Raw genomic sequence first — 14,190 nt, 5'->3', positions numbered from 1 at the left:
TACGGCCACGAGGCGCGAAAACGCACCGCCTGTCTGTTAGTTGAGAAGGCTCCCCTGGAGCTCCGCACGCAGGTCGGGCGTGAGAACCGTGCCCGCGCGGTCGACAAGAAGGGCCATTTCGTACCCGACGAGGCCGATGTCCGCCTCCGGGTGTGCGAGGACGGCGAGCGAAGAACCATCGGAAATGGACATGATGAAGAGGAATCCTCGCTCCATCTCCACAACTGTCTGGTTCACCGAGCCACCCTCGAAGATGCGGGACGCGCCCGCGGTCAACGAGGTCAGACCCGACGCGACCGCCGCCAGCTGGTCGGCACGGTCGCGGGGGAACCCTTCGGACATCGCCAGAAGGAGTCCGTCGGCGGAGACCACCACCGTGTGGGACACCCCGGGGGTGTTGTCCACGAAGTTGGTGATCAACCAGTTCAGGTTCTGTGCCGCCTGGCTCATCGGGCTCACACTAACGCTCCTGGTTGTAGGTGCTGTCAGGCCCATCGGGATACCCGCTGACCTGGCCGTTCGTATCACTGTTGCCTTCACTGCGGCCCCGCTGCACACCACGGCGCAGGTTGCTCAGCCTGCCCCGTACGTCCTCGGGGGCGCGGGAGATCTGGGGACCGCCCTGGGGTGTCGCCTCCGCGGTGCCCTCGACCAGGTTGGCCTTGGGCACCCGGCGCGGAAGGCCGGAGGAGGTGACTCCGCCCGCCTTCGGACGCTTCAGCGCCTCCGCGCGCTCCCACCGCTCGTCGTTGGACGAGCGCCAGGTGTCACTGTCGCCGTCACCGGTGGCCGGTGCCGGGGTTTCCTCGCGCTGGGGGGCGCTGGATCCGCGGCGCGGCAGACCGGCGTCGGTCATGTCGTGCGCGACGGAGGGGGAGGGACCGGCCGGGGTCGCGGGAGTGTGCGGGTCGAAGCCTACGCTGTCCCGCTCCGCCGCGGCAGTGTCCTGCGCGGATTCCGCTTCCGGGGCGTAGGAGGAGTGGAAGTCGCCCTGGTAGCCCTCCTGGGCCTGCCAGTCGGACTGCCGCTGCGGCTCCTGGAAGGCGCTGAAGCTGCTCGGCTGCGCCTCCGCATAGCCGCCCTGCGGGGCGTAGTCCGCCTCGTAACCGCCCTGCCGGCCGGGGAAGCCGTCCTGCTGGGCCGGTGCGGAGTAGTCGTAGCCGGACTGCTGCACATCGTCGTAGCCGCCCTGCGGCCGGCTGTCGTAGCCCGACTGCTGCTGTTCGTCGTACGCGACCTGCTGCTGGCTGTCGTACCCGTACTGCTGACCGTCGTACGAGTCGTGTTCGGGATAGCCGGGCTGCCGCTGGTCCTGCTGCGGCTGGACCTCGTCACGGAAGAGCGGCCGGTCGCCCTCTTCGCCGTACTCCGCCCCCTGGGTCTGGGCCTCCAGGGCCGCACGGCGCTCCTCGCGCATCAGCGAGCGGCCGACCGGGTCGAGCTCGCGGGCGTCGTCCGGCACGTCGTAGCGGCTGTCGTCGAAGCCCAGCTCGGCGGCGGTGCGCAGCGGCGCCTTCTCGAAGGACGGCTGCTGCGGGATCATCGTGGAGACGGTGAACTCGCCGCCCGCGCTGTGCTGGTGGTCGCCGCCACCGCCGTGCGTGATCACGTCCGGGAGCATCACCAGCGAGGTGGTGCCCGCCTGCTCGCCCGAGGGGCGCAGCTGGACGCGGATGCTGTGCCGGTCGGACAGCCGGCCGACCACGAACAGGCCCATGCGCTGGGAGATCGCGGCGTCCACGGTCGGCGGGTTGGCCAGCTTGTGGTTGATGTCCGCGAAGTCCTCGGCGGTGAGGCCGATGCCCTTGTCGTGGATCTCGATCATGATGCGGCCGTCGGGCAGCCGGGTCGCGGTGACGCGGACCTTGGTCTGCGGCGACGAGAACGAGGTCGCGTTCTCCAGCAGCTCGGCGAGCAGGTGCACGAGGTCGGTGACCGCGCGGCCGTGGATGTCGGCCTCCGGCACGCCCTGCAGCTCGATGCGCTCGTACTGCTCCACCTCGGAGGTGGCGGCGCGCAGCACGTCCACCAGCGGGACCGGCTGGTCCCAGCGGCGGCCGGGCTCCTCGCCGGCGAGGACCAGCAGGTTCTCGCCGTTGCGGCGCATACGGGTCGCGAGGTGGTCCAGGCGGAAGAGGCTCTCCAGCTGGTCCGGGTCGGCCTCGTTGTTCTCCAGGTCGGTGATGAGGGTCAGCTGGCCCTCGATCAGCGACTGGTTGCGGCGCGACAGGTTGGTGAAGATCGCGTTGATGTTGCCGCGCAGCAGGGCCTGCTCGGCGGCGAGCCGGACGGCCTCGCGGTGCACCTGGTCGAAGGCGCGGGCGACCTCGCCGATCTCGTCGGTGGTGGTGATCGGGATCGGCTGGACGCGGGTGTCGACCCGGCCCGGCTCGGTGCGCGAGAGCTGGTCGACGAGGGACGGCAGCCGCTGCTCGGCCACGTCGAAGGCGGCGGAGCGCAGCCGGCGCATCGAGCGGGACATCTGGCGGGCCATGAGCCCGGCGATGAGGAACGCGGCGAGGACGGCGAGCACGGTGGCGCCCGCGGTGATGTACGCGTCGCGCTGGGCGTTGTCCGCGATGCCGGAGGCGTCGGTCACGGCCCGGTCGATCAGCTCGTTCTCGACCTCGGTGTAGCCGTCGAACTTGCTCGTCGTGGCGTACTGCCAGGTCTCGGGCGTCACGCCCTTCGCGGCGAGCGCCGGCGGGGTCTGGCCCTGGGCGACCGCGGCGACCATGCCGTCGTAGACGCTGCCGTCCTTGCTGGGCAGCTTCGTGGGCAGCTTGTTGCCCTTGGCCGCCTCGCTCTGGACGAGGGCCGGGTACTCCTTGACGCCCTCGGCGGCCTTCTGCTTGAAGACCTTCTTGAGGTTGGCGACGTCCGCGGGCTCGGCGCCGGAGACGAACTCCTGCGTCGCGATGCCCTCGAGGTAGGTGTACGAGTTGAAGGAGACGACCTGGCGCTGGAACGTCGCCTTGTCGGTGCTGGGCCGCACCAGCAGGTGCATGCCGATGGAGCGGTTGAGCGACTCGGCGGCCTTGGCCAGCTGGATCGCGTAGACGGTGCGGCCGTACGCGGTCACGTTGCTGTTGCCGAGGTTCAGCTCGTTGGCGACTTCCATGAGGTAGTGCTGGACGGAGACATAGCCCTCCTCCGTCTTCACCGGGTCCATGTCGCGCCCGTACGCCTTCTTGCGCAGGACGGCGAGCTGCGGCTCGGCCTTCTCGATGAGTCCGAGGCGGCGCTGCAGTCCGGCGTTGTCGGGGGCGCCCTTGACCTCCTCGGCGAACGCGGCCTTGGCGTCGTCCGTGGCCGCGTAGAGCTTCTTCACCGCCGCGGAGTCGCGCTCACCCGACAGGATGGGCTGGGCCGACAGGTCGCGCTCGTTGAGCAGCGCCTGCCCGTAGGCGGCGGCGGCCTTGACGATCCGGGCCGTCTTCTCCGCGTCCTGCGCCTCGTTCAGGGTGTCGATCGAGCCCTTCACCTGGAAGCCGCCCATCACGAGCGCGACCAGGACCGGTATGAGCAGGATCGCGTTCAGCTTGGTGGGCACCCGCCAGTTGCGCGGCGACATCCGGCCGCCGGACGGGGCCGGCGCCACGGTCTCGGCCACGGGGGCGGCCGGCGCCGCTGTGCGCGGCGGCGGGGTGAAGTTGCCCCGTGCCCCCGACGCGGGCTCGGGGCTGTTCTTGCTTCGCCTCACTCGACCAACAACCTCTCGGCGTCGGCACCTACGTTGTGCCGCGGTATGTCTCCAGGCCCGTTCTTACTGGGCAGTTCAGCGCATTCCAGCACGTCAGGAGGCGCACTTCCAAACAGTCGGAAGTGGAACCCCCAGGTGATCCATGCCCTAGATAAAACGGTCATAAAGAGCGAGCCCCGCCAAAAGGCGGGGCTCTTGTGAGCGCAGTGGAACCGGGTGTGCGCGACCCGTGGTGGGACCCCTGGAATTCTCTGTCGAAACGTTATGAACACAGGGGCCCCGCGTGTCAAAGGCCACAGGGGCCTCTGAAGGGCCTACGACAACTGCCGTACGGATCCAGCCACTTGGTGGCTGGATTTCAGCCGTCTCCGGCTACTTCAGCCGGGCCATCAGCGCGTGCTCGACCAGCGTGATCAGCGCACTCTTTGCATCCGCACGGTGTCGCGCGTCGGTGGTGATGATCGGCGAGTCGGGCCCGATCTGCAGCGCCTCACGGACCTCGTCGGGCGTGTAGGGCTGGTGTCCGTCGAAGCCGTTGAGGGCGATGACGAAGGGCAGGCCGGAGTTCTCGAAGTAGTCGACGGCGGGGAAGCAGTCGGCGAGGCGGCGGGTGTCGACGAGGACGACGGCGCCGATGGCGCCGCGGACCAGGTCGTCCCACATGAACCAGAAGCGGTCCTGGCCCGGGGTGCCGAACAGGTACAGGATCAGGTCCTGGTCGAGCGTGATGCGGCCGAAGTCCATGGCGACCGTGGTGGTCGTCTTGTCCCCGGTGTGCGTCAGGTCGTCGATCCCGGCGCTGGCCGAGGTCATCACGGCCTCGGTGCGCAGCGGATTGATCTCGGAGACCGCACCCACGAACGTGGTCTTGCCGACGCCGAAGCCGCCCGCCACCACGATCTTCGCCGATGTGGTGGGACGGGGGTCCGCGCCGAGCGCGCCGTCAGAGCTTGCGAAGTCCACTGAGCACCCTTTCGAGCAGAGTCACGTCCGGCGCGCCGCCGTTTGCCTCGTCGCCACCCGGCTGGTGGATGGCGACGAGCCCGGCCTCCGCGAGGTCCGCGACGAGGATCCGGGCCACACCGAGCGGCATCGACAGCAGCGCCGACACCTCGGCCACCGACTTGACCTCGCGGCACAGGTGGCAGATGCGCTGGTGCTCGGGGAGCAGGGTCACCAGCTGCGCCGGGTCGGCGCTGGTGGAGACGAGCGCCTCGATGGCGAGCTGGTAGCGCGGCCTGGTCCGGCCGCCGGTCATCGCGTAGGGGCGGACCAGCGGCTGGTCGCCCTCATGACCGTAACCGGCATGTGCGGCACTGCCGTACGGATCGTGAGGAGCGGTGGGCGGGGTCATGGATCCTCCGGGCGGGACGGCGGGGTCGGGGCCTGCCGTCTGAGGGTGGGCCGGTGGGGGAGTTGTGACGGCCGGACGGGGGTTACGTAAGTGCTGTGGCATTCGGGGCTGTTGGTGCGTAAGACTTGGTGCGTGACCGGGGTTACCGGCCGTCACACGGGCCCTTGGTCCGTCAGTGCAGCAGGGTGCCCTGCAGCTCGGCGCGGAGATCCGGGGTGAGGACGGCGCCCGCGCGGTCGACGAGGAGCGCCATCTCGTACCCGACGAGGCCGATGTCGCACTCGGGATGCGCGAGCACGGCCAGCGACGAGCCGTCCGAGACGGACATGATGAAGAGGAAGCCGCGCTCCATCTCCACGACCGTCTGATTCACAGGACCGCCCTCGAAGATTCTCGAGGCCCCTGCCGTCAGCGAGGTCAACCCCGAGGCGACGGCCGCCAGTTGGTCCGCGCGGTCGCGCGGGAACCCTTCCGACATCGCGAGCAGCAGACCGTCCGCGGACACCACCACCGTGTGTGAGACACCCGGGGTGTTGTCCACGAAGTTGGTGATCAACCAGTTCAGGTTCTGTGCCGCCTGGCTCATCTGGCTCAACTAACGCTCCTGCTGGTGAGTGGGGCGAGGGTGGCTGCCGGTCTGGCCGCTGTTTCCGGCCTGCCGGCCCTGCTGGATGCCCCGACGGAGATTGGTCAGCCGTCCGCGCACGTCGTCGGGCGCGCGAGAGACCTGGGGTCCGGCCTGGTGCTGCTGTTGTTCCTGGGCCGTGCCCGCCACGAGGTTCGCCCGGGGGACACGGCGCGGCAGACCCGAGACGGTGACGCCGCCCGCGGCGGGCTTGCGCACCCGCTCGGCCTGACGCATCAGCTCGTCGTTCGGGGACTGACGCCAGTTCGCCTGGTCCTGCCCGGCGTCGGGCAGGACCGGCGCGGCCTCCGGGGCCCGCGCCCGCAGGCGCTGCGGCTCGGCGGGGGCCTGCGGCTGGGTGGGCGCGGCGGACTGCTGCGGAGCACCGCGCTGCGGGAGCTGCTGCGACTGCCGCGGCTGCTGGTCCTGCGGCCGGCTCTGCTGCTGGGCCGGCTGGGCCGGCTGGGCCTGCTGAGCCTGTTGGGCCTGCTGCTGGCCGTGGAACCAGTTGGTCTCCAGGTTGTCGTACAGCGGCGTGCGACCGTCGCCCGGCTGGTCCGCCGGCGGCAGGTAACCCTGCTGCTGAGCGGGCTGCGCCGGGATGCCCTGGTTGCCCTGGTTGCCGTAGTCCTGGTTTCCGTAGTCGTCGCGCTGGCGCGGGGCGGCCGGGCGCTCGTACTGGCCGGTGCTCGCGGGGTCCTGCGGACGCTCGTACTGGCCGGTGTCGTACTGGCCCGTCTCGTACTGACCGGTCTGGAACTGGCCCGTCTGGTACTGACCCGTCTGGTACTGGCCCGTCGGCGCGGGCTGGTCCTGACGGCCCTGCCGGCCGTTCTCGCGGAAGGCACCGAAGTCCTGGCCGTTGTCGTACGAACCGCCGTTGGACTGCGGGGCGCCGCCGTTCGGGGCGCCGCCGAACACGTCCGAGCGGACGAACTGACCGGTGCCCTGACCCTGACCCTGTCCCTGACCGGGACGCTGGCCCTGCGGCTCGTCCTGGATCCGCGGGAACTGCGCGGTGGAACCGAGGGAGTCCAGGGAGTCGGTCTCCTCGTGGCCACGCGGTACGTCGAGGTTCGGCTGTGCGTTCTCGTCGCTCCAGCTCGGCACGCGCGGCGCCGGGTTGCCACCCGGCAGCTCGGCGCGCGGGCCGCCGCGCGGGGGCAGCACGGGACGTCCGCCCCGGCCCTGACCCTGGCCCTGACCGCGGCCCTGGTCGCCCGGGGCGCTGTGGGTGCGCTGCTGCGGCGGGACGGGAGCCTGCGCGTTGAAGGCTCCGGTGTTCTGCTGGTCGTTCTGCTGGGCGCGCGCGGGCTGCGGGGCCTGGGGCGCCTGCGGGGCCGGGGCACCGCCGTCGCGCGCGGGCAGCGCCGCACGCGGACCGTTCTGGCCCGCGCCGACCTGCGGCCGCGAGGCACCGGGACCGGCACCGAGCCGGCCCGCGGCGCCACCGCCGGGACCACCCGCGCCGGGACCACCGGGACCGGGGCCGCCGGGACCACCCGCACCGGGGCCGCCCGGACCGACACCGCGGCGCGCGGCGGCGGCACCGGCCGCGGCCTGCGCGGCGGCGGGACCGCCGGAGCCGCCCGGGCCACCGGGCTTGCCGGGAAGCTTCTTGCCGCCCTGGGCGACATCGACGGGCAGCATGACCAGCGCGGTCGTACCGCCGGAGTCCGACGGACGGAGCTGGATGCGGATGCCGTGACGCTGCGACAGACGACCGACCACGAACAGACCCATGCGGCGCGAGACCGAGACGTCCACGGTGGGCGGCGACGCGAGCCGCTCGTTGATCGCGGCGAGGTCCTCGGGGGAGAGGCCGATGCCGGTGTCGTGGATCTCGATCAGGACGCGGCCGTCGGGCAGCGCGTGACCGGTGACCTTGACCTTGGTCTGCGGCGACGAGAACGACGTCGCGTTCTCCAGCAGCTCGGCGAGCAGGTGCACGAGGTCGTTGACGACGCGTCCGGCGACGTCCGTGGCGGGCACGGAGGCCAGCTCGATGCGCTCGTACTGCTCCACCTCGGACGCGGCGGCACGCAGCACGTCGACGAGCGGCACGGGCCGCGTCCAGCGGCGGCCGGGCTCCTCACCGGCGAGAACGAGCAGGTTCTCACCGTTACGGCGCATGCGGGTCGCGAGGTGGTCGAGCTTGAACAGCGAGGAGAGCTGGTCGGGGTCGGCCTCGCGGGACTCCAGCTCGGAGATGAGCGAGAGCTGACGCTGGATGAGGCCCTGCGAGCGGCGCGAGAGGTTGGTGAACATCGCGTTGACGTTGCCCCGCAGGAGGGCCTGCTCGGCGGCGAGACGCACGGCCTCGCGGTGCACGTCGTCGAAGGCCGCGGCGACCTGGCCGATCTCGTCCCGGGAGTGCACACCGACCGACTCGACGGAGGTGTCGACGTCCTGCGGGTCCGACTCGGACAGCTGGGCGACCAGCTCGGGCAGCCGCTCCTGGGCCACCTTGGTCGCGGTGTCCTGGAGCCGGCGCAGCGAGCGGATCATGGACCGGGCCACGACGAACGCGCCGACGAGCGAGACGCCGAGCACGAGCAGGATCAGCGCACCGTTGATGATCGCCTGGCGCTCGGAGTCGCTGCGCAGCTCGCGGGCCTGCTGCTCCATCTCGTTGAGCAGCGTCGTCTCGATGGTCGACATCTGCGTGATGCGCGAGGTGTCGGCGTCGTACCAGTCCCGGTACGAGCGCTTGTCCTGCGTCTTGATGCCGTCGGTACGGGTGAAGACCCGGTCCGCGTAGTTGTCGGCCGCCTTGATGGTGGCGTTGTTGTCCGTGACCGGCCTGAGCAGCTCCTCGGCGGCGACTTCGCCGTACACCGAGCGGAACGAGGTGATCGCGTTCGCCTGGTCGCTCATGGCGGCCTGGCCGTAGAGGCGGTCGGTGTCGGACAGCTTGCCGAACGTCTTGCCGTTCTCCGGCAGGGCGGCCGCGATGATGGCGCGCTGCTCGGAGGCGTACTCCTTGGCGTTGGAGAACGCGGCCAGCGAACGCGTGCGGTCGATCATCTCCGGGCTGCTGGTCGCCTGCGCCATGTCGGTGGAGAGCGAGAGCAGGTTGTCGATGATGCGGCTGTACGCCTCGACGGTCTGCGAGGTCGGGTGGCCCTTGGCGTAGGCGTCGGCGCGGATCTGCTTCAGCTCGTTGAGCTGCTTGGCGATCTGCACGGCGTGGTCGCGGACGCCCTTGAGGCTCGACTCGTCGTCGCCGTCGACGGCGTACGTCCCGTCGAGGAAGGCGGTCCTCGACTTGTCGGTCTCCTGACGCGCCTGCTTCACGTCGTAGTTGGTGGCCGCGGCCTTCGGGTCGTTGGCCAGCGGGCCCGCCGACTGGTCGCGCTCGGTCTGCAGCGCCGAGGCCAGGTCGGTGGCCTGCTTCGTCATCTCGGTCAACAACTTCATGTTGTCGAGCTGATCGATGTCGTTCAGGGACTCGGCGATGCGCAGCGCGCCGAGCGAGGTGGCCGCGACGACGGGCAGGGCCAGCAGCGACACCAGGCGGGTCGAGATGCGCCAGTTGCGCAGCGCTATTCGGGAGCCGGGTCCGGTGGGCGTCTTGGGCTTGGGGGCCTGGGGCTCCGCGGGCGCGGCCGGGCCGCCCGTCGTGGCGGAGCGCGTGTCGCGCTCACCGACGTCGACGGACGCCGTGCGTCCCGGGTTCTGGGCGTGCGGGGGCTGGGAACCGCCGGCTATCGGGCCGGTCCCGCCGCGCGGCTCCGGCTCCGCCGCAGCGCTGCCATCCCTGTTCTTACGTCCCTGCACTAGCGTCGCAACCTCTGGACCAGGCGCCTCGCCCGTGAGGACGGACAAGACGGTGTCGGCGTAGTTCGAGGGGCGACCTGAACGCCCCCCAGTTGGTCGTGAGTGACCGGCGCTGGCTCCCCCTCCCCGCCGCAGTCCGGCGCTCTCTCGCGCCCGGTGCGCCGGTTCGATGCCGCGACGGTCCCGGGAATTCCAGCACAGTGCCGGATCTCCAACAAGGCCCGAGGGGCGCGGCACACCCGCCGTGACGGCATGTGCAGGGAGAGTCACAAGACGTAGAAGATGATCTAGTAGATACCGGGCATCACTGGGCGTTTCGCTTACGGCAGGGGGGTGTCCCAGTCGCCATGATCGGCAGCGGAATGGTGCCTTCAGGTACGCAATGTCCGTTTCCCTGGGGAGGATTGACCGGGGGAAGTGTCCCTTTTGCCTGCCTACTCGTGAGCAAACTCACACGGGCCGGATCGCAACTTCCCGGCTTTCGACGGGAATCAGATGTTTAGCCTGACGCTTTACAGGGATGGCCCGCCCGACAACCGAGAAGGTTCCTGAGCACTGTCATGAAGACGACGATGATCTCCCTCAACCTTGCCAACCCGCGCCGTACGACGCTGGCGCACCTCAAGGACGCCGACGAGATCCAGGCCGCGCCGGCCGTCCCGGAGCACTCGGCCACGCTCCCCACGAACACGGCGAACCCCCGGCGCACGATCCTGATGGTCGCCCCGGAGATCACCCCGGCTGCCTGACGCGCCCGGCGGGGCCCCACCGCGTTAGCCTGGAGCGGTCACATCCCACCCGGGCCCAACGCAAGCAAAAGGGGCGCAGCCACCCGTGCGCATCGCCAGATTCTCCATCGACGGGAACGTCGCCTTCGGCGCGGTCGAAGGCGACAGTCCACCCGGGACGACCGAGGGGCTCGTCCTCGACATCATCAAGGGCATCCCGTTCGCGGACTTCGAACTCTCCGGTACGAAGGTCCCGCTCAACAAGGTCCGGCTGCTGCCCCCGGTGCTCCCGAACAAGGTGATCGCCTTCGGCCGCAACTACGCGGAGCACGCGAAGGAGCTGGGCAACGAGGTCCCGGACGCCCCCTTCGCCTTCTTCAAGCCGTCGACCTCGGTCATCGGCCCGGGCGACGAGATCCAGTACCCGGGCTTCTCCGAGGAACTGCACCACGAGGCCGAGCTGGCCGTGGTCATCGGCCGCATGTGCCGCGAGGTGCCCCGCGAGCGCGTCAAGGACGTCATCTTCGGCTACACGGCCGCCAACGACGTGACCGCCCGCGACGTCCAGAAGCGCGAGAAGCAGTGGGCCCGCGCCAAGGGATTCGACACCTCCTGCCCGCTGGGCCCCTGGGTCGAGACGGACCTCACGCTCGCCCAGGCCTCGGACCTCACGATCCAGTGCACGGTCAACGGCACGCAGCGCCAGCTCGGACGGACGTCGGACATGATCACGTCCATCGAGGACCTGATCGTCAACATCTCCGAGGCCATGACGCTCCTGCCGGGCGACGTCATCCTCACGGGCACCCCGGAAGGGGTCGGCCCCCTGAACGTCGGCGACGAGGTCGCCGTCACCATCGAAGGCATCGGCACTCTCACCAACAAGGTTGTCAAGCGTGGCTAGCGCAGCAGCGTCTCCCGTTCGTGTCCGTTTCTGTCCCTCGCCCACCGGTAACCCCCACGTGGGCCTGGTGCGCACCGCCCTGTTCAACTGGGCCTTCGCGCGCCACAACCAGGGCACCCTGGTCTTCCGCATCGAGGACACCGACGCGGCCCGCGACAGCGAGGAGTCGTACGACCAGCTCCTCGACGCGATGCGCTGGCTCGGCTTCGACTGGGACGAGGGCCCCGAGGTGGGCGGCCCGCACGCCCCGTACCGGCAGTCGCAGCGCATGGACATCTACAAGGATGTCGCGGACAAGCTGCTCGCCGCCGGCAAGGCCTACCCCTGCTACTGCTCCACGGAGGAGCTGGACGCCCGCCGCGACGCCGCCCGCGCCGCCGGCAAGCCGTCCGGCTACGACGGCCACTGCCGCGACCTGTCCGCCGAGCAGAAGCAGGCGTACGAGGCCGAGGGCCGCAAGCCGATCGTCCGCTTCCGGATGCCCGACAAGACGATCACGTTTACGGACCTGGTCCGCGGCGACATCTCGTACGAGCCGGAGAACGTCCCGGACTACGGCATCGTCCGCGCGAACGGCGCCCCGCTGTACACGCTCGTCAACCCGGTCGACGACGCCCTGATGGAGATCACCCACGTCCTGCGCGGCGAGGACCTGCTCTCCTCCACCCCGCGCCAGATCGCCCTCTACGAGGCACTGACCGAGCTGGGCCTGGCGAAGTCCACGCCCCTCTTCGGCCACCTCCCGTACGTCATGGGCGAGGGCAACAAGAAGCTGTCGAAGCGCGACCCGCAGAGCAGCCTCAACCTCTACCGCGAGCGCGGCTTCCTCCCCGAGGGCCTGCTCAACTACCTCTCGCTGCTCGGCTGGTCCCTCTCGGCGGACCGCGACATCTTCTCGATCGACGAGATGGTCGCGGCCTTCGACGTGACGGACGTCCAGCCGAACCCGGCCCGCTTCGACCTCAAGAAGTGCGAGTCGATCAACGGCGACCACATCCGCCTGCTCGACCCGAAGGACTTCGCGTCCCGCTGTGAGCCGTGGCTGAGGGCCCCCTTCGCACCCTGGGCCCCGGAGGACTTCGACGAGGCGAAGTGGGCGGCGATCGCCCCCCACGCCCAGACCCGCCTCAAGGTCCTCTCCGAGATCACGGACAACGTCGACTTCCTCTTCCTGCCCGCGCCCGTCTTCGACGAGCCGAGCTGGACGAAGGCCATGAAGGAAGGCAGCGACGCCCTCCTCACCACGGCCCGCGAAAAGCTGGAAGCGGCCGACTGGACGTCCCCGGAGTCCCTCAAGGAAGCGGTCCTGGCCGCCGGCGAGGCCCACGGCCTCAAGCTCGGCAAGGCCCAGGCCCCGGTCCGTGTCGCCGTCACCGGCCGCACGATCGGCCTCCCGCTCTTCGAGTCCCTGGAGATCCTGGGCAAGGACGAGACGCTGACCCGCATCGACGCGGCCCTGGCGAAGCTCGCCGCGTAAGCGGTTCCCGTACGCCCGAGGGGCGGCTCCCGGTCGATCCGGGGCCGCCCCTCGGGCGTTGTCCGCGCCGGGCACTACGGTGCAGTCGTCACCCGCCACCTCCCGCCCCGCCACTTCCGGAGAGCCACCGCCATGCCCATGCCCGCCCGTGACTACGCGCGCTACTTCACCCCCGGCCACACCTTCACCTTCGAGACGGGCACGATCGGCGTCATCACGGTCCGCCCCGCCGGGGACCTGTGGCTGCCCTCGGGGCGCGTCGTCGCCTCCGACCCGTTCCTCACCCTGGGCGGCGGCGAGTGCGAGCCGTTCACGGTCGGCGTCGAGCCCGGCCGCTACCGCGTCGACGCCGCCGTCGCGACCCTGACCAACCCTGCCGAGCCGCCGTCCGACACCCCGCACGAGCGCGTCGCGGCCGCCCGGCTGGTCATACGCGACGAACCCGTCACGAGCTGGGAACAGGCCCTCCAGGCCGGACAGGACGCGAGCGAGCTCGGCGACGACGAGTACTTCGGCTACGGCGTGGACGCCGGCACCGGCTGCTTCTACGACGCCGAGTCCGACGAATCCTTCCCCGAGTGCGAGGGCGACGAGGGCCCGCTCTGGGACGCCTTCGAGGAGCACGACCACGCGCCCGGCCCCTATCTGGTCACGTCCCCGTCCACCGGCCACACGGTGGCGGCGTTCGGCTCCGGCTGGGGCGACGGCGCCTACCCGACCTGGATCGGCCGTACCGCCACCGGCGAGGTCGCCTGTTTCGTCACGGACTTCTTCGTGATCCAGGACCCCGAAGGCGACTGATCGACGTACGTTCGTGTCATGCCCATCCGCGCCGTCGTCTGGGACATCGACGACACGATCTTCGACTACGCGACCGCCGACACCGCCGGCATGGCCGCCCACCTGGCCACCGAGGGCCTGCTCGACACCTACGGCGGCGCCGAGCCCGCACTCGCCCGCTGGAAGGCCCTGACGCGCGAGCACTGGGCGCGCTTCGAGGCGGGCGAGACGGACTGGGAGAGCCAGCGCAGGGACCGGGTGCGCGCCTTCGTGGGGAGCGAGCTGACGGACCCGGAGGCGGACGCCTGGTTCACCCGTTATCTGGGCCACTACGAGGCGGCCTGGGCGCTCTTTCCGGACACCGTGCCGGCCCTCGACGCCCTCGCCGGCACCCATCGCCACGCGGTGCTCTCCAACTCCTCGCTGCACAACCAGGACCGCAAGCTCCGCGTCCTCGGCGTGCGCGACCGTTTCGAGACGGTGGTCTGCGCGGCCGAACTGGGCGTCGCCAAACCGGAGGCCGCCGCCTTCCACGCCGTCTGCGCCGAACTGTCCCTGGCTCCGCACGAGGTCGCGTACGTCGGCGACCAGCCGGACACCGACGCCAGGGGAGCGGTCGAGGCGGGCCTGACCGGCATCTGGCTCGACCGCGGCGGGCAGGGCGGGCGGCCTGAACTCACCCGCATCACCGGCCTTGACCAGCTGCCTCCGCTGCTGGCCGGGTAACCCGTTTTGGAGCGCCGGACACCTTCGGGTAATGTTCTTCCTGCGCCGAGGGGAGCGGGCCGAAAGCCCCGGACCCGGAAGCGCAAGCCGAGCAAAGTCCCCCAGGGGATGGC

General features: G+C 70.5%; 10 protein-coding genes and 1 pseudogene. 5 read left to right on the top strand and 6 right to left on the bottom strand.

What is annotated here, in order from left to right; translation table 11 throughout:
• Nucleotides 1-36 precede the first annotated feature (36 nt).
• The 6 genes from ABT127_RS17795 to ABT127_RS17770 all read right to left on the bottom strand — a co-directional run bounded on the left by ABT127_RS17795 (nt 37) and on the right by ABT127_RS17770 (nt 9,462).
• Complete coding sequence (locus ABT127_RS17795) at nt 37-450, bottom strand: roadblock/LC7 domain-containing protein (RefSeq protein WP_033321188.1); 414 nt, start codon at nt 448-450, stop codon at nt 37-39.
• A gap of 10 nt (nt 451-460) precedes the next feature.
• Nucleotides 461-3,703 carry a sensor histidine kinase gene (locus tag ABT127_RS17790; protein WP_502971725.1) on the bottom strand — a complete coding sequence of 1,081 codons (3,243 nt, stop codon included), beginning with the start codon at nt 3,701-3,703 and terminating at the stop codon, nt 461-463.
• Nucleotides 3,704-4,075: 372 nt separating this feature from the next.
• Complete coding sequence (locus tag ABT127_RS17785) at nt 4,076-4,666, bottom strand: GTP-binding protein (protein WP_351450407.1); 591 nt, start codon at nt 4,664-4,666, stop codon at nt 4,076-4,078.
• Complete coding sequence (locus ABT127_RS17780; protein ID WP_351450404.1) at nt 4,647-5,057, bottom strand: DUF742 domain-containing protein; 411 nt, start codon at nt 5,055-5,057, stop codon at nt 4,647-4,649. Before ABT127_RS17780 ends, ABT127_RS17785 begins: the two co-directional genes overlap by 20 nt.
• A 172-nt stretch (nt 5,058-5,229) precedes the next feature.
• A complete protein-coding gene (locus tag ABT127_RS17775; protein WP_111668161.1) occupies nt 5,230-5,643 on the bottom strand; it encodes a roadblock/LC7 domain-containing protein in 414 nt (137 codons plus the stop codon).
• Nucleotides 5,644-5,652: 9 nt separating this feature from the next.
• On the bottom strand, nt 5,653-9,462 hold the full coding sequence (locus tag ABT127_RS17770) for a sensor histidine kinase (RefSeq protein ID WP_351450401.1): 3,810 nt from the start codon (nt 9,460-9,462) through the stop codon (nt 5,653-5,655).
• A gap of 560 nt (nt 9,463-10,022) precedes the next feature.
• Here ABT127_RS17770 and ABT127_RS17765 point away from each other — a divergent pair.
• The 5 genes and pseudogenes from ABT127_RS17765 (at nt 10,023) to ABT127_RS17745 (ending at nt 14,109) form a co-directional block, all read left to right on the top strand.
• Nucleotides 10,023-10,211 (top strand): hypothetical protein, encoded by a 189-nt coding sequence (locus ABT127_RS17765; protein WP_351450398.1) that lies wholly within the window; start codon nt 10,023-10,025, stop codon nt 10,209-10,211.
• Between the two features lie 85 nt (nt 10,212-10,296).
• Nucleotides 10,297-11,094: a fumarylacetoacetate hydrolase family protein gene (locus tag ABT127_RS17760; RefSeq protein WP_351450395.1), complete on the top strand. Its 798-nt coding sequence runs from the start codon at nt 10,297-10,299 to the stop codon at nt 11,092-11,094.
• Nucleotides 11,087-12,571 (top strand): glutamate--tRNA ligase, encoded by a 1,485-nt coding sequence (gene gltX / locus ABT127_RS17755; protein ID WP_351450392.1) that lies wholly within the window; start codon nt 11,087-11,089, stop codon nt 12,569-12,571. Before ABT127_RS17760 ends, gltX begins: the two co-directional genes overlap by 8 nt.
• Nucleotides 12,572-12,703: 132 nt before the next feature.
• Nucleotides 12,704-13,372 (top strand): DUF4241 domain-containing protein, encoded by a 669-nt coding sequence (locus ABT127_RS17750; protein WP_351450389.1) that lies wholly within the window; start codon nt 12,704-12,706, stop codon nt 13,370-13,372.
• Nucleotides 13,373-13,390: 18 nt separating this feature from the next.
• Nucleotides 13,391-14,109: pseudogene (locus ABT127_RS17745) on the top strand (HAD family hydrolase).
• The last annotated feature ends 81 nt before the right edge of the window (nt 14,110-14,190 follow it).

The organism is Streptomyces sp. NPDC001904, from assembly GCF_040297005.1.
Classification (GTDB): Bacteria; Actinomycetota; Actinomycetes; order Streptomycetales; family Streptomycetaceae; genus Streptomyces.
Note: the sequence above shows the minus strand (reverse complement) of the source record. Positions and strands in the feature narration are given on the sequence as shown.

What these genes read in the sequence shown, in the direction of transcription:
- ABT127_RS17795 (WP_033321188.1), bottom strand. Translation starts at nt 450, where the DNA reads ATGAGCCAGGCGGCACAGAACCTGAACTGGTTGATCACCAACTTCGTG.
- ABT127_RS17780 (WP_351450404.1), bottom strand. Translation starts at nt 5,057, where the DNA reads ATGACCCCGCCCACCGCTCCTCACGATCCGTACGGCAGTGCCGCACAT.
- ABT127_RS17775 (WP_111668161.1), bottom strand. Translation starts at nt 5,643, where the DNA reads ATGAGCCAGGCGGCACAGAACCTGAACTGGTTGATCACCAACTTCGTG.
- ABT127_RS17765 (WP_351450398.1), top strand. Translation starts at nt 10,023, where the DNA reads ATGAAGACGACGATGATCTCCCTCAACCTTGCCAACCCGCGCCGTACG.
- ABT127_RS17750 (WP_351450389.1), top strand. Translation starts at nt 12,704, where the DNA reads ATGCCCATGCCCGCCCGTGACTACGCGCGCTACTTCACCCCCGGCCAC.